This is a genomic window from Leisingera sp. F5 (assembly GCF_001593695.1).
Genome location: NZ_LUKH01000001.1, coordinates 180,833 through 199,127, shown reverse-complemented (window position 1 = coordinate 199,127; position 18,295 = coordinate 180,833). Strand labels below are relative to the sequence as shown.

General features: G+C 60.9%; 17 protein-coding genes. 9 read left to right on the top strand and 8 right to left on the bottom strand.

The window, feature by feature from the left end; translation table 11 throughout:
* Positions 1–98: 98 nt before the first annotated feature.
* The 6 genes from A2I95_RS00920 to A2I95_RS00895 form a co-directional block, all read right to left on the bottom strand.
* Positions 99–1,421, bottom strand: coding sequence for a branched-chain amino acid ABC transporter permease (locus A2I95_RS00920; RefSeq protein ID WP_291726789.1), 1,323 nt, complete (start codon positions 1,419–1,421; stop codon positions 99–101).
* Positions 1,418–2,428: a branched-chain amino acid ABC transporter permease gene (locus A2I95_RS00915; RefSeq protein WP_291726786.1), complete on the bottom strand. Its 1,011-nt coding sequence runs from the start codon at positions 2,426–2,428 to the stop codon at positions 1,418–1,420. The genes A2I95_RS00920 and A2I95_RS00915 overlap by 4 nt, the downstream gene beginning before the upstream one ends.
* A complete protein-coding gene (locus A2I95_RS00910; protein ID WP_291726783.1) occupies positions 2,428–2,862 on the bottom strand; it encodes a hypothetical protein in 435 nt (144 codons plus the stop codon). Before A2I95_RS00910 ends, A2I95_RS00915 begins: the two co-directional genes overlap by 1 nt.
* Before the next feature lie 3 nt (positions 2,863–2,865).
* Positions 2,866–3,579 carry an ABC transporter ATP-binding protein gene (locus A2I95_RS00905; protein ID WP_291726780.1) on the bottom strand — a complete coding sequence of 238 codons (714 nt, stop codon included), beginning with the start codon at positions 3,577–3,579 and terminating at the stop codon, positions 2,866–2,868.
* Between the two features lie 91 nt (positions 3,580–3,670).
* A complete protein-coding gene (locus A2I95_RS00900) occupies positions 3,671–4,456 on the bottom strand; it encodes an ABC transporter ATP-binding protein (protein ID WP_291726779.1) in 786 nt (261 codons plus the stop codon).
* Positions 4,457–4,555: 99 nt separating this feature from the next.
* Complete coding sequence (locus tag A2I95_RS00895) at positions 4,556–5,749, bottom strand: ABC transporter substrate-binding protein (protein ID WP_291726776.1); 1,194 nt, start codon at positions 5,747–5,749, stop codon at positions 4,556–4,558.
* Positions 5,750–5,938: 189 nt separating this feature from the next.
* On the opposite strand from A2I95_RS00895, the gene A2I95_RS00890 reads away from it, so the two are divergent.
* On the top strand, positions 5,939–7,042 hold the full coding sequence (locus tag A2I95_RS00890; protein ID WP_291726774.1) for a PQQ-dependent sugar dehydrogenase: 1,104 nt from the start codon (positions 5,939–5,941) through the stop codon (positions 7,040–7,042).
* 21 nt (positions 7,043–7,063) lie between these two features.
* On the opposite strand, the gene A2I95_RS00885 is transcribed toward A2I95_RS00890, so the two are convergent.
* Positions 7,064–8,068, bottom strand: coding sequence for a GlxA family transcriptional regulator (locus A2I95_RS00885; protein ID WP_291726772.1), 1,005 nt, complete (start codon positions 8,066–8,068; stop codon positions 7,064–7,066).
* Between the two features lie 181 nt (positions 8,069–8,249).
* Here A2I95_RS00885 and A2I95_RS00880 point away from each other — a divergent pair, with 181 nt between their 5' ends.
* Positions 8,250–9,620 (top strand): class II 3-deoxy-7-phosphoheptulonate synthase, encoded by a 1,371-nt coding sequence (locus A2I95_RS00880; protein ID WP_291726770.1) that lies wholly within the window; start codon positions 8,250–8,252, stop codon positions 9,618–9,620.
* A 165-nt stretch (positions 9,621–9,785) separates the two neighbouring features.
* On the opposite strand, the gene A2I95_RS00875 is transcribed toward A2I95_RS00880, so the two are convergent.
* Positions 9,786–10,622, bottom strand: a complete 837-nt coding sequence (locus A2I95_RS00875) for a PAS domain-containing protein (protein WP_291726768.1) — start codon at positions 10,620–10,622, stop codon at positions 9,786–9,788.
* Between the two features lie 239 nt (positions 10,623–10,861).
* Here A2I95_RS00875 and A2I95_RS00870 point away from each other — a divergent pair, with 239 nt between their 5' ends.
* The 7 genes from A2I95_RS00870 (at position 10,862) to pstA (ending at position 18,286) form a co-directional block, all read left to right on the top strand.
* On the top strand, positions 10,862–11,758 hold the full coding sequence (locus A2I95_RS00870; protein ID WP_291726766.1) for a YicC/YloC family endoribonuclease: 897 nt from the start codon (positions 10,862–10,864) through the stop codon (positions 11,756–11,758).
* A 15-nt stretch (positions 11,759–11,773) separates the two neighbouring features.
* Complete coding sequence (gmk, locus tag A2I95_RS00865; RefSeq protein WP_291726764.1) at positions 11,774–12,415, top strand: guanylate kinase; 642 nt, start codon at positions 11,774–11,776, stop codon at positions 12,413–12,415.
* A complete protein-coding gene (locus tag A2I95_RS00860) occupies positions 12,412–12,933 on the top strand; it encodes a gamma carbonic anhydrase family protein (protein WP_291726761.1) in 522 nt (173 codons plus the stop codon). The genes gmk and A2I95_RS00860 overlap by 4 nt, the downstream gene beginning before the upstream one ends.
* Positions 12,934–13,035: 102 nt before the next feature.
* On the top strand, positions 13,036–14,076 hold the full coding sequence (locus A2I95_RS00855) for an ATP-binding protein (protein ID WP_291726758.1): 1,041 nt from the start codon (positions 13,036–13,038) through the stop codon (positions 14,074–14,076).
* 211 nt (positions 14,077–14,287) lie between these two features.
* Positions 14,288–15,343 (top strand): substrate-binding domain-containing protein, encoded by a 1,056-nt coding sequence (locus A2I95_RS00850; protein WP_291726755.1) that lies wholly within the window; start codon positions 14,288–14,290, stop codon positions 15,341–15,343.
* Between the two features lie 112 nt (positions 15,344–15,455).
* Entirely contained in the window at positions 15,456–16,928 is a 1,473-nt protein-coding gene (gene pstC / locus A2I95_RS00845; RefSeq protein WP_291726752.1) for a phosphate ABC transporter permease subunit PstC, read from the top strand.
* Positions 16,928–18,286, top strand: a complete 1,359-nt coding sequence (gene pstA / locus A2I95_RS00840; RefSeq protein ID WP_291726749.1) for a phosphate ABC transporter permease PstA — start codon at positions 16,928–16,930, stop codon at positions 18,284–18,286. The genes pstC and pstA overlap by 1 nt, the downstream gene beginning before the upstream one ends.
* Positions 18,287–18,295: the final 9 nt, after the last annotated feature.

The window sequence follows — 18,295 nt, the reverse complement described above, 5'->3', positions numbered from 1 at the left end:
CGGGTTTGGCTTTGCGCCAAACCCATGCCTCCGGCGGGAGTATTTTTCACCAGAAAGAAGCCAAAAGCGCCGCCCGGAACATCCAGGGCGGCGCTGTTTTATTTTTCAGGGATCAGCCCGCGCGGACTGAACCTGAGAACAAGCAGCAGTATCAAGCCCATCGTGAACAGCCGCATGTGCGAGGCGCTTTCCAACAGGTGGGTCTTAAGCGCGCTGCCCTCGGCCATGCCGGAGGTGACAAACTCCATCAGCAGGATGCCCATCGGCTCCACTTTGATCCAGAAAAACCAGATCAGCATGCCGCCCAGAACTGCTCCGAAGTTGTTGCCGGAACCGCCGACGATCACCATCACCCAGATCAGGAAGGTGAAACGCAGCGGGTTGTAGGTGCCCGGTGTCAGCTGGCTGTCCAGTGTGGTCATCATCGCGCCGGCAATGCCGCAGATTGCGGATCCCAGCACGAAGATCTGCAGATGGCGGCGGGTCACGTTTTTGCCCATTGCCTCGGCCGCGGTCTCGTTGTCGCGAATGGCGCGCATCATCCGGCCCCAGGGGCTTTTCAATGCCATCTGCGCCATCCACAATAGCGCCAGCAGAACTGCGGTGAACATCAGCGCATATCCTGCTTTGACGTAAATGGTTGAGGCAAGAACCGGGTCGAGACCAAATCCGGCAGCACTCTCGACAAAGCCCGGATCGTTCTGCAGATCCACTTCGTAGGGCAGCGGACGGGGCAGGCCGACCACGTTCTTCACACCGCGCGACAGCCAGTCCTCGTTCTTGAGCACAGCAATGATGATCTCGGCGATGCCCAGCGTGGCAATCGCCAGATAGTCCGACCGCAGGCCCAAAGCGGTCTTGCCGATCAGCCAGGCAGCACCCGCAGCCAGCAGCCCGCCAGCGGGCCAGGCCAGCAGCACCGGCAGACCCAGGCCGCCGATGTTGCCCTGCAGTGCCGGGTTGATCGCCTCAACCGCACCAACCGCCGGATCAAAGATCGCACGGTAGACAAAGAAACCCGCGATCATCATACCAGCCAGCACCAACGCACGCAGTTTGCCGGGGGCCATGAATTTGCTGATCATCACACCGGCAACCACGGTCATGGCACCCATGACCAGTGCCATCACAATGCTGACGCCGCCCGACGTCCAAGCTGCGGGGATCACCGGGGTTGAGGTCAGCACCACAGCCAGCCCGCCAAGCGCGGTAAAGCCCATGATGCCGACGTTGAACAGCCCGGCAAAGCCCCACTGAATGTTCACCCCGATCGCCATGATGGCCGAAATCAGCCCCATGTTCAGGATCACCAGCGCCGAGTTCCAGGAGCCGGAAAAGAACAGGAAATCGGTCATGCCTTCAGCCAGGATCATCACGCCGACAAAGACGAAAAGAAGGGTATGTTTCATGGTGTCGCTCATACCGCTTTCCCTTTGAAGAGGCCGGTTGGCTTGAACAGGAGGACGACAATCAGGATCGCAAAGGAAACCGCGAACTTGTAGTCGGTGCTAAGAAGCTGAACCAGCCCGTCGGGGGCCAGGCTGTCGGGCAGCCCGTAGGTCAGCACCTTCTTCCAGGCATAGGTGATCGTCACTTCGGAAAACGCAATGATGAACCCGCCCGCGATGGCGCCCAGCGGATTGCCAAGGCCGCCAACGATGGCCGAGGCAAAGATCGGCAGCAGCAGCTGGAAATAGGTGAAGGGTTTGAACGACTTGTCGAGGCCATAGAGAACGCCTGCAATGGTCGCCAGTGCCGCCACAATCATCCAGGTGTACATCACCACGCGCTCCGGATTGATGCCCGACAGCAGCGCCAGATCCTCGTTGTCGGAATAGGCCCGCATGGATTTGCCGGTGCGGGTCTTGTTCAGGAACCAGAACAGCGCCGCCACCACGATGATCGCAGTGACCACGGTGATGCCTTGGGTGGTCTTGATCGCCAGGCCCTCATTCAGGCCGGTCATCTGCTTGAAGGCGCGCGCCTTGATGATGAATCGCTCGCCATCAGCAAACCGCTGGTCGCCGGGGCCGATGATGAAGCGCACGATGCCATTCATCATGAACATCACACCCAGCGAGACCATGACAAAGATCACGGGTTTCGCCTTTTGCTCGCGGTAGAACCGGTAAACCGTGCGGTCCGTCAGCAGCGCGAGGCCGATGGTGCCCAGAATACCAAAGGGCAGAGCCAGCAGTGCCGTCGGCAAGACGCCAAAGCTGATCCCGACCGACTGGAACGCCCAGGTGACCAGGATCGTCACCATCGCGCCAAACGCCATGGTGTCGCCATGGGCAAAGTTCGAGAACCGCAGGATCCCGTAGATCAGCGTCACTCCCAGCGCGCCAAGCGCCAGTTGGCTGCCATAGGCGAGGCCGGGAACGACAACAAAATTGGTAAGCGCCACAAGGGCGTTTAGGAGGTCCATTAGTTACAGCTCCCATAATCTAGAGAAGCGTTTGCCAGCGTCTCTGAGTGATTGCCCGAAAGTTTCTGGAACTCAGCTTCCACTTGTTCTTCGTCAGTCATACTTTTCGCGCGCAACGTTTCAGACGTCGAAAAGCGGGACAGTAGAAATTGAGTGTCATCAATGAAACGAAGATAGTTTTCTTGGCCGTGTTGCTGCCATCTAAAGGCAGTTTGGCCAACGTGCTTGGTATCGACGAACTTATCGTTGAACCGAACCGCTCCACGGCTTCCATCAATCAAGATGAACTCAAAACTCTCATTCGACTTCGAACAACCGTTTCCGATGGTGCAAGTTTCGGCGATGCGGCAAACTATTGCTTCCACTCCCGCGTTTAGAGAAGCTGGAAGAGAAAGAGCAAGTGTCAACGAAAGCCCAAATTCTGTAGCTTTCATGCCTCACCCTCCCAAGAACGACTTGCGCACTTCGGGATCCGCCAGCAGCTCCTGGCCGGTGCCGGTATAGGCATTGCGCCCCTGCACCAGAACATAACCTTTGTCCGCGATCTCAAGCGCTTGCTTGGCGTTCTGCTCCACCATCAGGACCGGCAGCCCCGTGCGGGCAACCTCGATGATCCTGTCGAACAGCTCATCCATCACGATGGGGGACACACCCGCCGTGGGTTCATCCAGCATCAGTACTTTGGGCTTGGTCATCAGCGCGCGGCCCACGGCCACCTGCTGGCGCTGGCCGCCGGACAGCTCACCGGCCGGCTGGTTGCGTTTGTCCCGCAAGATCGGGAACAGGTTATAGATCTGCTCAATTGTCCCTGAAAAATCATCGGTGCGGATAAAGGCGCCCATCTCCAGGTTCTCCTCCACCGTCATCGAGGTGAAGATGTTGCTGGTCTGCGGCACAAAGCCCATGCCTTTCACAACCCGGTCCTGCGGCGACAGCGCGGTGATGTCCTCGCCGCCCAGCCGCACAGTCCCTGAATGCACGTTCAGCATCCCGAATACCGCCTTCATGGCGGTGGATTTCCCGGCCCCGTTGGGGCCCACGATCACGGCGATTTCGCCGGGGTTCACAGCGATGGTGCAGTCATGCAGGATATCCGGCCCCTTGCCGTATCCGCCTGTCATGCAATCGCCGATCAAAAAGGGTTCAGACATCAAAAGCCTCCCTTGTTCTTCTGGCTGAAAATATCCCGGGGGAGCCGCGCAGCGGCGGGGGCAGAGCCCCTGAAACCTGCAGTGCTGCCCATCACGTATTTTCCAGCTTGTCTTTGTTTTTCAGGCCGGTGCCCAGATAGGCCTCGATCACCTGCTCATTCGCCTTGATCTCGCCCAAGGTGCCTTCGGCCAGTTTCTTGCCTTCGGCCATGCAGATCACCGGGTCGCACAGGCGGCCGATAAACTCCATGTCGTGCTCGATCACCACAAAGGTATAGCCGCGCTCCTCGTTCAGGCGCTTGATGGCATCGGCAATGGTATAAAGCAGCGTGCGGTTCACGCCGGCGCCGACCTCATCCAGAAAGACGATCTTGGCGTCCACCATCATTGTGCGGCCCAGCTCCAGCAGCTTCTTCTGGCCGCCGGAGACCTGGCCCGCCTTCAGATCGGCAATATGGCTGATCGTGAGGAACTCCAGCACCTCATCGGCCTTGGCCCGCAGCGCGCGTTCCTCGTCAGCAATCCGCTTGCGGCCGAACCAGGTGTTCCACAGGGTTTCGCCCGACTGCGCGCCCGGCACCATCATCAGGTTTTCCCGGCACGTCATGGATGAGAACTCATGCGCAATCTGGAAGGTGCGCAGCAGCCCCTTGTGGAACAACTCATGCGGGGGCAGGCCGGTGATATCCTCACCGTCCATGGTGACACGGCCGGAGGTCGGCGGCAAAACACCCGCGATTACATTAAACAAAGTGGTCTTGCCGGCACCATTCGGGCCGATCAAACCGGTTATGGACCCCTTAGCGATTTCCAGCGAAGCGCCGTCAACCGCATGGAACCCGCCGAAGTGCTTATGCAAATCCTCGACGACGATCATGTCATTTCATCCCCTGCCGCGATTTTGCGGCGTTTTTAAATTTGGAACAGCCCGGGCGGAACCCGGGCTGATCTTTCGCTCTGTCTTTTCAGTCTCTTATCAGCGGAACTTGACGGTTTCGATCTTGCCGCCTTTGACTTCGACTTCGCGGTAAGAACCCGCGCTTTCACCCGGGCCGATCAGCTCAACGCCGGTTGCGCCCTGATAGTCGATCTCACCGCCGGCAGCGAGGATTTCAAGCGCCTTGCCCAGCTCGCCGGGATTGATCGGCTCGCCCGGTCCATTGGCCACATCCAGGATTTTGCCCATGTAGTCCGCCGGTTTGGTCGAATTGGCAGCCTGCATCGCCAGCAGGAAAAGTGCTGCAGCATCATAGGATTCCGGTGCATAGGCCGATGTGCCGTCAAAACCCGCTTCCTTTGCCATTTCAGCAAAGACCTTGGAGCCTTCGCTGTCCGATCCTGCGATCTGGCCGAAAGAGCCGTCCAGGTCCGGGCCGACATTCTGCGGCAGGGAATCTCCGATCATACCGTCGGGCAGGCCGAACATATCAAACGCGCCGCTGTCCAGCGAGCCTTGGATGATGCCCAGACCGCCCTGGTCCAGATAACCGGCAACAACCAGCACGTCGCCGCCAGCCGAGGCCAGCGCGCCGACTTCAGCCGAATAGTCGCCTTTGCCGTCTTCGTGGGCCGCAACGATGGTGACTTCGCCGCCGGAGGCTTCGAAGGCGGATTGGATCGAATCCGCAAGACCTTTGCCGTAGTCGTTGTTGGTGTAGGTCAGTGCGATCGACGAGACGCCGCGCTCGTTCAGCACGTCCGCCATGATTTCCCCCTGGCGCGCGTCCGAAGGCGTGGTGCGGAAGAACAGGCCGTTGTCTTCCATTGTGCTCAGCCCGGGCGAGCTGGCGGACGGAGAAATCATCACCATGCCGTTCGGAATGGCCACGTTCTGCAGAACCGCGCCGGTCACGCCGGAACAGTCGCCGCCGACAATGCCGTTGACGCCTTCGGAAATGATTTTTTCGGCGTTGGCCACAGCCAGACCGTTGTCGACACAGCCATTGTCAGCACGAACTGAACTGACGGTCGCGCTGTCCAGCAGCTTGCCGGACTTGGTGACTTCTTCCATCGCCAGTTCCGCGCCGCTGGCCATTGCCGGTGTCAGCGATTCAATCGGACCTGTGAATCCGAACAGAATCCCGAGCTTCACTTCCTTGGCGTGGCCGCCGGCATACGCGGTGCCAGCCGTCAGCGCAGCGGCCGCGGTGGCCATCAGCAGTTTCTTCATTTGAAAACTCCCATTGTTGGAACAAAAATGTTCACATCGGACCCTAGGCAAGCCGGTTCAAAAAGAAAAGTCCTATTGAACCGGAACAGTTTTCCCCGGGCCGCTTGGTTTATGCTGCACCTCCATATGATCCCCGGATGCAGCGCGGGCGTGGATTTACAGGGGAAACGACAGAAGGAAAAGACCTCAATGACCAAGTTTTCCAGCTTCCTGACGGTTGCCGTTGCCCTGCTGACGTTTTCCACGCCAGGGCAGGCAGAAAAGCTCTCATCAACGCAGGGGGACCTCAGCGTGACCCGGCAGGCGGAAGGTTTTGACGTGCCATGGGCGTTTGATTTCCTGCCCGGTGGCGGGCTGCTGGTAACCGAGCGTGATGGACGGCTGTTTCATGTGCTGGAAGGCCGCAAGCAAGCCGTCAAGGGGGCACCGGCGGTTGCGGCTGAGGGGCAGGGCGGCCTGCTCGACGTAATGGTGCCACGGGACTTTGGCCGCAGCCGCGAAATTTTCCTGACCTTTTCCAGGCGCCAGGGCCGGGGTGCTGGGACGGCCTTAGCGTCCGGGCGGCTCAGCCCGGACAACACCCGGCTGACAGACGTCCGGATCCTGTTCGAAGCCGCGCCCGGCGCATTGGGCGGGCGGCATTTCGGCGCCCGCGTGGTCGAGGCGCGAGACGGCAGCCTGTTCATTTCGCTGGGCGAACGCGGCGACCGGCCCAGTGCCCAGAACCTGCGGCTGCACCAGGGGTCGGTGGTGCGGATCAACCGCGACGGTTCGGTGCCCGCCGGTAATCCTTTCGCAAAGACTAAAGGCGCTCAGCCGGAAATCTGGTCCTACGGGCACCGCAACCCGCAGGGAATGTCGCTGGATCTGCAAGGCAACCTCTGGGTCGCTGAACACGGGGCCAAAGGCGGCGATGAGGTGAACCGGATCCGCAAAGGCGCCAATTACGGCTGGCCGGTGATTTCCTACGGTCGCCATTACTCGGGGGGCAAAATCGGCGAGGGCACAGCAAAGCCCGGAATGGAGCAGCCGGAATGGTATTGGGATCCCTCCATCGCGCCGTCCGGCATGATGATTTATTCCGGCCGGATGTGGCCGCAGTGGCGCGGAGATATCTTCGTGGGCTCGCTGAAATCCGACTACATTTCCCGTCTCTCGGGAACGCCGCTCAAAGAAGCGGAACAGCTGCGCAGCGGTGAAATCGGGCGCATCCGTGACGTGCAGGAGGCGCCCGACGGCAGTATTTGGTTTGCGTCGGAAAGCGAGGGCGCAGTGTACAGGCTATCCCGCTGACCGGCAGGCCAGCCCTGCGGGTCACACTTTATACGTCGCCGCCTTGCTGCCGCGTTCGCGGTAGGGGGTGGTGTCGTAATGCGCCCGGTAGCACTTGGAGAAATGCGAGGGTGAGGCAAAGCCGCAGGCCAGCGCCACATTGATCACGCTCATATCCGTCTGCATCAGCAGGTTGCGCGCCTTCTGCAGCCGGATTTCCATGTAATAGCGCTTGGGCGACCGGTTCAAATACCGGCGGAACAGGCGCTCCAGCTGGCGGGTGGACATGCCGACATCCTGCGCCAGAACCGACGGGCTGATCGGTTCTTCGATATTGGCTTCCATCATCTGGATTACCATTGACAGCTTCGGATGGCGCACCCCGATGCGGGTCGGGATCGACAGCCGCTGGGTATCCTGGTCGGTTCGGATGGAAGAATAGATCAGCTGATCCGCCACCGCATTGGCCAGCTCTTCGCCATGGTCATTGGCAATCAGCTTGAGCATCAGATCGATGGACGAGGTGCCGCCCGCGGTGGACAGCCGGTTGCCATCAATCACAAAGACCGATTTGGTCAGGTCAACCTCGTCGAACTCCTCGGCAAAGCTGTCGGCGTTTTCCCAGTGAATGGTCGCCCGTTTGCCGTCCAGAAGCCCGGCCTTGGCCAATGTGTAAGAGGCGGTGCACAGCCCGCCGATGGTCAGCCCCTTGCGGGCTTCACGGCGCAGCCAGGCCAAGAGCTTTTTGGTGGTGGATTCCTGCACATCAATGCCGGAGCACAGCATGACCACATCATCGCGGTGCAGGTCGTTCAGATCGCCGTCCAGATTGAACGTGGTGCCGGCCGAGCAGGTCACCGTTTCGCCGCCTTCACCGATCAGTGTCCAGGAATAGGTGTTATCCCCATACATCCGGTTGGCGATCCGCAGGCATTCGACAGCCGATGCATAGGAAAGCATCGTGAACTTATCGAGAAGCACAAAAACGAACCGCTTTGGCTGGCCGGCGTCAACTCCAGAATCAGCAGGCTTGCGTGGCGTCTGCATGGCGAGCGTCCTTCAAGAAACAATTCGGGCCGCGGCAGCACGCTCCGCGGCAGGTCGGGAAACCGTGCTCACAGCTTGGACCCGGGGTCAAGTGGGCGCAATTCTAAACTGGCCACCCCGGTGCGGATTTTGTATAGAGCACACAACATAATCTAAAGACCTCTGATGCGGAGATAAAGTCATGAGCGAATGGCAAAAAACGGACTGGCGCAACAAGCCGCGGGTTCAGATGCCGGACTATACCGATGCGGCAGCGCTGAATGCTGTAGAGGCTCAGCTCTCCAAATTCCCTCCGCTGGTCTTTGCCGGCGAGGCGCGCCGTCTCAAACAGCATCTTGGCGCTGCAGGGCGAGGCGAAGCGTTTCTGCTGCAGGGCGGCGATTGCGCTGAAAGCTTTGACCAGTTCAGTGCTGATGCGATCCGCGACACTTTCATGGTAATGCTGCAGATGGCGATGGTACTGACCTATGGCGCCAAGGTGCCGGTGGTGAAAGTGGGCCGCATGGCCGGCCAATTCGCAAAGCCGCGCAGCGCCCCGACCGAAACCATTGATGGCGTTGAGCTGCCCAGCTACCGCGGCGACATCATCAATGAGCTGGATTTCACCTCTGCTGCGCGCATTCCGAATCCGCAGAAGATGCTGCAGGCCTATACCCAGGCGGCCGCTACGCTGAACCTGCTGCGCGCATTCTCCACTGGCGGGTTTGCAGACATGAGCCGGGTGCACTCCTGGACCCTGGGCTTTACGGATGAGCAGGAAGTTCAGAAATACAGCGAGATCGCCAATCGTATTCAGGACACCATTGATTTCATGGCTGCTGCCGGCATAACCGCCGAAACCACCCATGAATTCTCGACCGTGGATTTCTACACCAGCCACGAAGGGCTGCTGCTGGAATACGAAGAAGCGCTGACCCGGCTTGATTCGACTTCCGGCAAATGGCTGGCCGGTTCCGGCCACATGATCTGGATCGGCGACCGCACCCGTCAGCCAGACGGCGCCCATGTGGAATTCTGCCGCGGCGTGCTGAACCCGATTGGGCTGAAATGCGGCCCGACCACCACTGCCGAGGATCTGAAGGTGCTGATGTCGCGCCTGAACCCGGACAACGAAGAGGGCAAGCTGACGCTGATTGCCCGTTTCGGCGCAGGCAAGGCCGGCGAACATCTGCCGCGCTTGGTCAAAGCGGTCAAGGAAGAGGGCGCCAATGTCACCTGGGTCTGCGACCCGATGCATGGCAACACCATCAAATCCTCCACCGGTTACAAAACCCGTCCCTTCGACAGTGTTCTGCGCGAAGTGCGTGACTTCTTCGGCGTCCACAAGGCCGAAGGCACTATCCCGGGCGGTGTGCATTTCGAAATGACCGGCCAGGACGTGACCGAATGCACTGGCGGCGTCCGCGCGGTGACAGATGAAGATCTGAGCGACCGCTACCATACCGCCTGCGATCCGCGTCTCAATGCCAGCCAGTCGCTGGAACTGGCCTTCCTGGTGGCCGAGGAACTGTCTGCCCTGCGGACCTCCCAAAGCAGCCGCCAGGCTGGCTGAGAACCTGGACAGGCCGCGCGCTGCCAAGGCGCGGGGCTTTCAAATTTTTGCCCACGTAAAAAGGCGCCCCGGGATTCTCCCGCGGGGCGCAGTCACTTCAAGTGCTATGACCTTGGACTTGAATTAAATACTGCTGCGCCGGGATCGTATCGCGGCGCACGCATGTCAGTCGCGGCTGACCACGAGACGCAGATGCGAAGCCCCCTTCCGCTTATCATCGGTCGTGTCCGCTGCCATCGCAGCTGTGTCTGCCGGTTCCCCAAGCTTGCCTGCACGACTGCGTTCCAGCAGCGCCTTGGCCTCGTCCAGAATAGAACGTTCAGGTTTGAACCGCGCCTGGGTTTCTGCAAAACCCGGGTTAGGCTGGTTTGTCTTCCGGCCTTCGTCTGCTGATGAAACCCGTGGCTTGGCTTTGAACCCGGCAGCGCCAGGGGCTTTGCCGACCGCGCGCATTTCGATCGACGAGATCGAGAAACGCTGCGAGGTGGCGGCCGCCCCCTCATCCGCGACCAGAACCCCCAGAACCCGGCTGATATCGCCCAGATCGCTGCGCAAAGGCAGCAGCAGCATGCGGGCGTCGCGCGGCGTGCGCTGGCGCGGCGCTTCGATTTGCAGCTCCAGCTCAACAATGGCGGGTGTTTCGAACATGTGCTCCATGGCAGAGCTTAGCTGTTTGCGGGCTTCGGTGGTAAAGAACGCCGTCACCGGCATGCCGCGCACTTCCATACCCGCCATTTCATTCACCAGCGTTCCGGCAAGGCGGAAGCGGGCAATGCCGGGCGCGATCCGTTCCAGAATGAATGTATTGCTCAGGATGTTCTCCAGCCCGCGCGGATCAATCTGCGAGCGGCTGGGCACATCGTCACCGCGCCGCAGCGCGGTCCAATAGGCTTCCGCTTGGCGCAGCGGCGATTGTGAGCCGCCCTTGCGGAAGCGATTCATGGAAACAACCTTGTCTTGACCTGTCGGCACTTCGGTTCCGCTGCGGCTGCCAAAAATCATCTCTTCATCCCCTTCAACCCCGGCCTTCCCTTTGGTCGCGGCAACCGGTGGCTGCGTTAACTCTTAGGGCCGGCTTGGTTACCCTGAAGTTAAGATGACACAATCTAATTCAAATTTGGACTACTTCTTTAAGCAATGGTTAACGCGATAGGCGCGCCGCGGTTATGCGATTGGGCTTGCACCCTATACTTTCGAGACAGTAGAGCTGATCAATCACCGGCGATAAGAGGGCCTGCCCCATGACCATCCGCAGCATGACCGCCTTTGCCTCGGCGCAGGGCAGCTCTGATCATCACAGCTGGAGCTGGGAGCTTCGATCGGTCAATGCCAAGGGGCTGGATCTTCGGCTCCGGGTGCCGGATTGGCTGGAAGGCCTTGAAAATCATATCCGTTCGACACTTGCCAAAGCGCTGGCGCGGGGCAATGTCTCGCTAACGTTGCGCATTTCGCGCAGCGAAGACGGCGCCGGGCAGATGCAGATCAACACCGCCATTCTGCAATCGGTGATCAAGTCGCTGGCTGAGACACAATCCATTGCAAAGCAGAACCGCGTGGACATCCGGCCGGCCTCGGCTGCCGAAGTTCTCATGTTCAAGGGGGTGCTGGAACAGTCTGCAGGCGATGACGACCCGGCGCCGCTGGTCGCTGCACTCAGCAAGGAACTGGAAACCCTTGTGGCGGAATTCGTGCAAATGCGCGAAGCCGAGGGCGCGGCGCTTGCCCAAATTCTTAACAGCCAGCTGGAACAAGTGGCCGAACTGACCGCGCAGGCCGCGGAGCGTGCCGAAGAGCGCAAATTGAAAATGGCGGAGACGCTCAAGTCCAATCTGACGCGCGTCATGGACAATGCCGATGGCGCGGATCCGGACCGTGTGGCCCAGGAGCTGGCCCTGATTGCGGTCAAAGCGGATGTGACAGAGGAACTCGACCGTCTCGGCGCCCATGTCACCGCCGCCCGCGACCTTCTGGCCAAGGGCGGCGCGGTTGGCCGCAAGCTCGACTTTCTGATGCAGGAGTTCAACCGCGAGGCCAACACACTTTGCTCCAAGGCTCAGCATGCCGGCTTGACGGCAGTCGGGCTTGAGATGAAAACCGTGATCGACCAAATGCGCGAGCAGGTGCAGAACATAGAATAAAAAAGGAGTGCCCAGATGGCGGACCGCCGCGGCCTTTTGATCATCCTCTCGTCGCCTTCGGGCGCCGGCAAATCCACCTTGGCCCGCCGCCTGATGGCCTGGGATCCAGGCCTCAAATTCTCGGTTTCCGCCACCACCCGCGCCCCGCGCCCGGGCGAGGAGCACGGCCGCGAATACTTCTTCATGTCCGAGGACGAGTTCCGCCAGAAAGTGGCCGAGGGCGGGATGCTGGAGCACGCCCACGTCTTCGGAAACTTCTACGGCTCGCCCGCGGGCCCGGTAAAGGACACCATCGAGGCCGGCCAGGACGTGCTGTTCGACGTTGACTGGCAGGGTGAAATCCAGATCCGCAATTCCGACCTGGGCAAGCATGCGCTGTCGATCTTCATCCTTCCGCCCTCAATTCCGGAACTGCGCCGCCGCTTGGAAACCCGGGCCCAGGACAGCGACGACGTGATCGCCAAGCGGATGCAGAAAAGCTGGGACGAGATCAGCCACTGGGGCTACTATGATTACGTTCTGGTCAACGATGACCTGGACGAAACTGAGGCGCGGCTGAAAACCATCGTCGAGGCCGAGCGGATGCGCCGCATCCAGCAGCCCCGGCTGCAGGATCACGTCCGCAATCTGCAAACTCAATTTGAGGAACAGTCATGACCTTGTTTGCGCTCGGCGGTCACCAGCCCCAGATCCACGAAGACACCTGGGTCGCCCCGGATGCCAACCTGATCGGCAAGGTTGTGATGGAGGCGGGCGCCTCGGTCTGGTTCGGCGTCACCATCCGCGCCGACCACGAGGAAATCCGCATCTGCGAAGGCACCAATGTGCAGGAAGACGTGGTGATGCACATTGATGCGGGCTATCCGCTGACCATCGGCAAGAACTGCACCATCGGCCACAAGGCGATGCTGCATGGCTGCACCATTGGCGAAAACACCCTGGTTGGTATGGGCGCCACCATCCTGAATGGCGCAAAGATCGGCAAGAACTGCCTGATCGGCGCCGGCGCGCTGATCACCGAGAACAAGGAAATCCCCGATAACTCGCTGGTGATGGGCAGTCCCGGCAAAGTGGTGCGCGAGGTGGACGCCGCCCTGGCCGAAAAGCTCACCCAAAGCGCGCAGCTCTATCAGGACAACATGCGCCGTTTCCGGGCGGAGCTGAAGCCGCTGTAAGCCGGCCGGCGGCGGCTGCTTTTTGCGTTGGTTATGCGGCGTCGCCACATCGCCTTTACACAGCGCCGCTAAGCAGGCCGGACACATTTGTGCGGAGATCCGATGACGACTGAGCTGATAGAGGGATTTCTGGCAGCCATTCCGCTGCCTGCGGTTCTGGTGGACCAGACTGAACGTTTCATAGCCGTGAACAGTGCCGCTGCCTCGTTGCTGGGGCAGGGAGTCACGGGGCGCCATTTCGCCACCATCCTGCGCCAGCCCAGCGTCGCCACTGCGATCGAGGGCTGTCTGCGGGACCGCGATAACCGCACCGCCCGCCACTTGTCCAACGACGGCGCCCAGGACACCACCTTTACCGTCACCCTTCGCTATGTGCCGGGCATCGGCGCGGTTAGCGGCGGCGCGGTGCTGGCCTGTTTTGACGACATTACCGAACGCGAACAGGCCAGCCAGATGCGCCGCGATTTCGTCGCCAATGTCAGCCACGAGCTGCGCACGCCGCTGACGGCCCTGATCGGCTTTATCGAAACCCTGCGCGGCCCAGCCAAGGATGACGCCGCCGCCCGCGACCGGTTCCTGACGATCATGGAGGGCGAGGCCAGCCGGATGAATCGTCTGGTCGGGGACCTCCTGTCGCTGAACCGGGTCGAAAGCGAAGAACGTGTTCGCCCCAAACAGAGCGTTGATCTGGCTGCCCATCTGGCCTCTACACTGAAAACCCTCGCTCCGGTTGCCGAGGCACGCGGCGTGTCGATGGATCTGAAGGCGCCGAAGGACAGTGTGACAGTCACTGGCGATCCGGATCAGCTGCAGCAGGTCTTTACCAATCTGGTTGAAAACGCGGTCAAATACGGAGGCGATCAGGTCCGCGTCGAGCTTAGCTTCACAGACCGGGACCCGTCGGTGCGCGCGTCCGCAGCCCGTGTCCAGGTGATTGACAACGGGCCTGGAATTGATCCTATCCATTTGCCGCGTCTGACCGAGCGGTTTTACCGCGCCGACAGCCACCGCTCGCGCGAAATGGGCGGCACCGGGCTGGGGCTGGCGATTGTGAAACACATCATCAACCGCCACCGCGGGCGGCTTCGGGTCGAAAGCGATCTGGGGCAAGGGTCCGTTTTTACGGTGATCCTGCCCAAGTAGGCCATCTATTTGAAATGCTGCTAGGCCATGCAAGCCGCCGCCGGACGCCCCGGCGGCGGCTTGCTTCTTTCATGTCACTTTTTTTGCCGCCAATACCGGGTTTGTCATGCAGTTGTTACACAGCCGTCACAAAAGGCTCATCAGCGGCTTCTACGAGAGGCCCCAAGATCATCGACGGGGTGATCGACCTTTGAAACTCTTGGAGACACAAATGTCCTTTGTGAAACTGACCGCTTCCACCCTGGCAATTGCCGCCGTATCCGCCACCGCAGCCGCCGCGCGCGACCAGGTGCAGGTTGCCGGTTCGTCCACCGTTCTGCCCTACGCCTCCATCGTGGCAGAAGCCTTTGGCGAGAACTTTGATTTCCCGACCCCGGTTGTTGAATCCGGCGGCTCCTCCGCCGGCCTCAAGCGGTTCTGCGAAGGTGTCGGCGAAAACACCATCGACGTTGCCAACGCCTCGCGCAAGATCAAGGACAAGGAAATCGCCGCCTGCGCCGAAAACGGCGTGACCGACATCATCGAAGTCCGCATCGGTTATGACGGCATCGTTTTTGCCTCTGACATCAACGCGAACTCTTTCGAATACACCCCGACCGACTGGTTCCTGGCGCTGTCCGACAAGGTAATGGTTGATGGCGAACTGGTCGATAACCCGAACCAGACCTGGGCCGACGTGAATGCCAGCTTCCCGGCTGTCGACATCCAGGCCTTTGTTCCGGGCACCAAACACGGCACCCGCGAAGTCTTTGAAGACAAGGTGATCCTGGCCGGCTGCGAAGCCACCGGAGCGTTTGAGCACCTGCTGGCCCACGCGAGCGGCGACACTGACAAGGCCAAGAAAAAAGCGGCCGAGAAGGCCTGTATCGCTCTCCGCACCGACGGCAAATCGGTCGACATTGACGGCGACTACACCGAGACCCTGGCCCGCATCGAGAGCAACAAGGACGGCATCGGCGTCTTTGGCCTGGCGTTCTATGAGAACAACACCGACAAGCTGCAGGTTGCCACCATGTCCGGTATCGTGCCTTCGACCGAAAGCATCGCAACCGGCGAATACCCGGTCTCCCGCCCGCTGTTCTTCTACGTGAAGAAAGCCCACATCGGCGTGATCCCCGGCCTGAAAGAATACGCTGAGTTCTTCGTCGCGGACGAAGTTGCCGGCGAAGATGGTCCGCTGGCCGAATACGGTCTGGTCGCTGACCCGGAACTGGCGGACACCCAGGAATCGGTTTCCAGCGAGGCCGTGATGGGCGGCAGCTCCTAAGCTGCCCTGCGTGTGATCTGATCCTTGCCGGGGCGGAGCCATCCGCCCCGGCGCTTTCTTTCCGCGGCAGGGCTGCCGCAGCTGATACGCCACTGCCAAACCGGAGCTTTTCATGCCCACTTTCTGGCTTGTTGCCCTCTTGCTCGCACTGTCTGCCGCTGGCTATTACGGCGGCCGCCGCCGCGCAATTGCCACAGCAAACGGTGATGTGAAGGACCTGCATTCGCTGCCGTCCTATTACGGCTGCCATGTTGCGATGGCCGCCTTTGTTCCGGCCATCGCGGCGTTGGCCATCTGGCTTCTGGCGCAGCCGATGTTCATCGAGACCCGCGTCTCCGGCATGATCCCGGCTGAAGCGGTCCCGGAAAACTCTACCCTGGGCCTGGTGATGAGCGACGTGCGCCGCGTCGCCGAGGGGCTGGACCTGGCGGTGGAGCAGGGGCTTCTGACAGCCCGCGAGGCCCGCAGCGCCGCCGGCGCAGACCAGGACGTCCGCGCCCTGATGGGCGAGGTGGGTGTGGCCCTCGGCGACGACGTGCGCCCCGAGATTCTGACGGCCGCCCAGTCCTACCGCAACCTGTCGCACACCGGCCGGGCAGCCATGACAGCGGTTGTCGCGCTGCTGGCGCTTGGCGGTTTTGCCTGGGCCTACAGCCGCACCCACAAGGATTTCCGCGCCCGCAACGTGGTGGAACGCGCGGTGCTGGCGCTGCTGATTCTGGCCGCCTCGCTGGCGATCCTCACCACCATCGGCATTGTTTTGTCGATGCTGTTTGAAACCAAAAACTTCTTTGGCCTGCACAGCTGGACGGACTTCTTCTTCGGCACCACCTGGGCGCCCAACTTCCGCGGCGATAGCGAGCTGTCAATCCTGCCGCTGTTGTGGGGCACGCTCTACATCTCCTTCATCGCTCTTTTGGTGGCGGTGCCGGTTGGCCTGTTTGCTGCCATCTACCTGTCGGAATACGCCAGCGGTGCGGTGCGTGCCTTTGCTAAGCCGCTGCTGGAGATCCTCGCCGGTATCCCGACCATCGTTTACGGCCTGTTTGCGCTGCTGACCGTTGGGCCCGCATTGGCGGACCTCTTTGGCAAAGGCGGCCTCCTGGGGGTCGAGTGGATGGCCGGCGCCACCTCGGTGCTGACTGCCGGTCTGGTGATGGGCATCATGCTGATACCTTTTGTCTCCTCGCTGTCGGACGACATCATCAACGCGGTGCCGCAGGCAATGCGCGACGGCTCGCTGGGCCTGGGCGCCACCAAATCGGAAACAGTGCGCCAGGTGGTGATGCCGGCAGCCCTGCCGGGCATTGTCGGCGCTGTGCTGCTGGCCGCCTCGCGCGCCATCGGCGAGACCATGATCGTCGTGATGGGGGCAGGGGCGATTGCCAAGTTCTCCGCCAACCCGCTGGAGTCTATGACCACCATCACCACCCGCATCGTCAGCCAGCTGACCGGCGACACCGACTTTGCCAGCCCTGAAACGCTGGTAGCCTTTGCCCTGGGCCTGACCCTGTTTGTCCTGACCCTCGGCCTGAACGTCCTGGCGCTCTATATCGTGCGCAAATACCGGGAGCAGTACGACTGATGACCGACCTCAGCCAATCCCCCGCAGGCGGCGAGCCGCGCAAACACGGCGGCTCGCTGCTGCAGCAGACCTCGCATACAAAAAAACGCAACGCAGCAGAAACCCGGTTCAAGGCCTATGGCATCGCTGCCATTGCTGCCGGCCTGCTGATGCTGGTGATCCTGGTGACCACCATCGTCGGCAAAGGCACCGGCGCGTTCCAGCAGACCTTTGTGACTCTGAATGTGGAACTTCTGGAAGCCAAGCTCGACAAGAAGGGCAATCGAGATCTGGCCGACATCAAGAAGGTCACCACTTTCGGCTATGCGCCGATCATCAAAGGCGCGATGGAAGCCGCGGTGGCGGACCTGGGCATTGAAACCAGCCTCAAATCCAAACAGCTGGCCGGCATCCTGTCCAAGGACGTCGCCGCCCAGTTGCGTGACTATGTGATTGCCAACCCGGATCAGATCGGCCAGACGGTGGAGTTCCGCTTCCTCGCCTCAGGCCGCGTCGACGGTTACCTGAAGGGCCGCGTCACCCGCGACAGCATCGTCAACGACAAGAACATCTCAGCCGAACAGCTTGATCTTGTTGACGCATTGGCTGCTGCCGGGGTGCTGGAGAAGACCTTTAACCTCGATTTCATCACCGGTGCAGATGCCTCTGACGCCCGCCCCGAGGCGGCCGGGATCGGGGTCGCCATGGTCGGCTCACTGTTCATGATGCTGGTGGTTCTGGCGCTGGCGCTGCCGATCGGCGTCGCCGCCTCGATCTATCTTGAGGAGTTTGCACCGCAGAACTGGCTCACCGACATGATCGAGGTGAACATCTCGAACCTTGCCGCGGTGCCCTCCATCGTGTTCGGCATTCTCGGCCTCGCCGTATTCATCAACTACATGCACCTGCCGACCTCGGCGCCGCTGGTGGGCGGCCTGGTGCTGACCCTGATGACCCTGCCGACCATCATCATCTCCACCCGCGCCTCGCTGAAATCGGTGCCGCCGTCGATCCGTGATGCTGCGCTGGGTGTCGGGGCGTCGAAAATGCAGGCGGTGTTCCACCACGTGCTGCCGCTGGCCGCGCCCGGCATCCTGACCGGCACCATTATCGGACTGGCGCAGGCACTGGGTGAAACCGCGCCGCTGTTGCTCATCGGCATGGTCGGCTTTATCGCCTCCAACGCGCCGGAAACCCTGGCCGACGGCCTGCTGGCGCCGAACTCAGCGATGCCCGCGCAGATCTACGAATGGGCCAAACGCGCCGACCCGGCCTTTTATGAACGCGCCTGGGGCGGCATCATCATCCTTCTCATCTTCCTGGTGACCATGAACACATTCGCCGTGATCCTGCGCCGCCGCTTTGAACGCCGCTGGTAAGGAGGCATA

Excerpts from the sequence above, each read along its gene's own strand:
- A2I95_RS00920 (WP_291726789.1), bottom strand. The coding sequence starts at position 1,421 with ATGAGCGACACCATGAAACATACCCTTCTTTTCGTCTTTGTCGGCGTG.
- A2I95_RS00915 (WP_291726786.1), bottom strand. The coding sequence starts at position 2,428 with ATGGACCTCCTAAACGCCCTTGTGGCGCTTACCAATTTTGTTGTCGTT.
- A2I95_RS00910 (WP_291726783.1), bottom strand. The coding sequence starts at position 2,862 with ATGAAAGCTACAGAATTTGGGCTTTCGTTGACACTTGCTCTTTCTCTT.
- A2I95_RS00905 (WP_291726780.1), bottom strand. The coding sequence starts at position 3,579 with ATGTCTGAACCCTTTTTGATCGGCGATTGCATGACAGGCGGATACGGC.
- A2I95_RS00900 (WP_291726779.1), bottom strand. The coding sequence starts at position 4,456 with ATGATCGTCGTCGAGGATTTGCATAAGCACTTCGGCGGGTTCCATGCG.
- A2I95_RS00895 (WP_291726776.1), bottom strand. The coding sequence starts at position 5,749 with ATGAAGAAACTGCTGATGGCCACCGCGGCCGCTGCGCTGACGGCTGGC.
- A2I95_RS00890 (WP_291726774.1), top strand. The coding sequence starts at position 5,939 with ATGACCAAGTTTTCCAGCTTCCTGACGGTTGCCGTTGCCCTGCTGACG.
- A2I95_RS00885 (WP_291726772.1), bottom strand. The coding sequence starts at position 8,068 with ATGCAGACGCCACGCAAGCCTGCTGATTCTGGAGTTGACGCCGGCCAG.
- A2I95_RS00880 (WP_291726770.1), top strand. The coding sequence starts at position 8,250 with ATGAGCGAATGGCAAAAAACGGACTGGCGCAACAAGCCGCGGGTTCAG.
- A2I95_RS00875 (WP_291726768.1), bottom strand. The coding sequence starts at position 10,622 with ATGATTTTTGGCAGCCGCAGCGGAACCGAAGTGCCGACAGGTCAAGAC.
- A2I95_RS00870 (WP_291726766.1), top strand. The coding sequence starts at position 10,862 with ATGACCATCCGCAGCATGACCGCCTTTGCCTCGGCGCAGGGCAGCTCT.
- gmk (WP_291726764.1), top strand. The coding sequence starts at position 11,774 with ATGGCGGACCGCCGCGGCCTTTTGATCATCCTCTCGTCGCCTTCGGGC.
- A2I95_RS00860 (WP_291726761.1), top strand. The coding sequence starts at position 12,412 with ATGACCTTGTTTGCGCTCGGCGGTCACCAGCCCCAGATCCACGAAGAC.
- A2I95_RS00855 (WP_291726758.1), top strand. The coding sequence starts at position 13,036 with ATGACGACTGAGCTGATAGAGGGATTTCTGGCAGCCATTCCGCTGCCT.
- A2I95_RS00850 (WP_291726755.1), top strand. The coding sequence starts at position 14,288 with ATGTCCTTTGTGAAACTGACCGCTTCCACCCTGGCAATTGCCGCCGTA.
- pstC (WP_291726752.1), top strand. The coding sequence starts at position 15,456 with ATGCCCACTTTCTGGCTTGTTGCCCTCTTGCTCGCACTGTCTGCCGCT.
- pstA (WP_291726749.1), top strand. The coding sequence starts at position 16,928 with ATGACCGACCTCAGCCAATCCCCCGCAGGCGGCGAGCCGCGCAAACAC.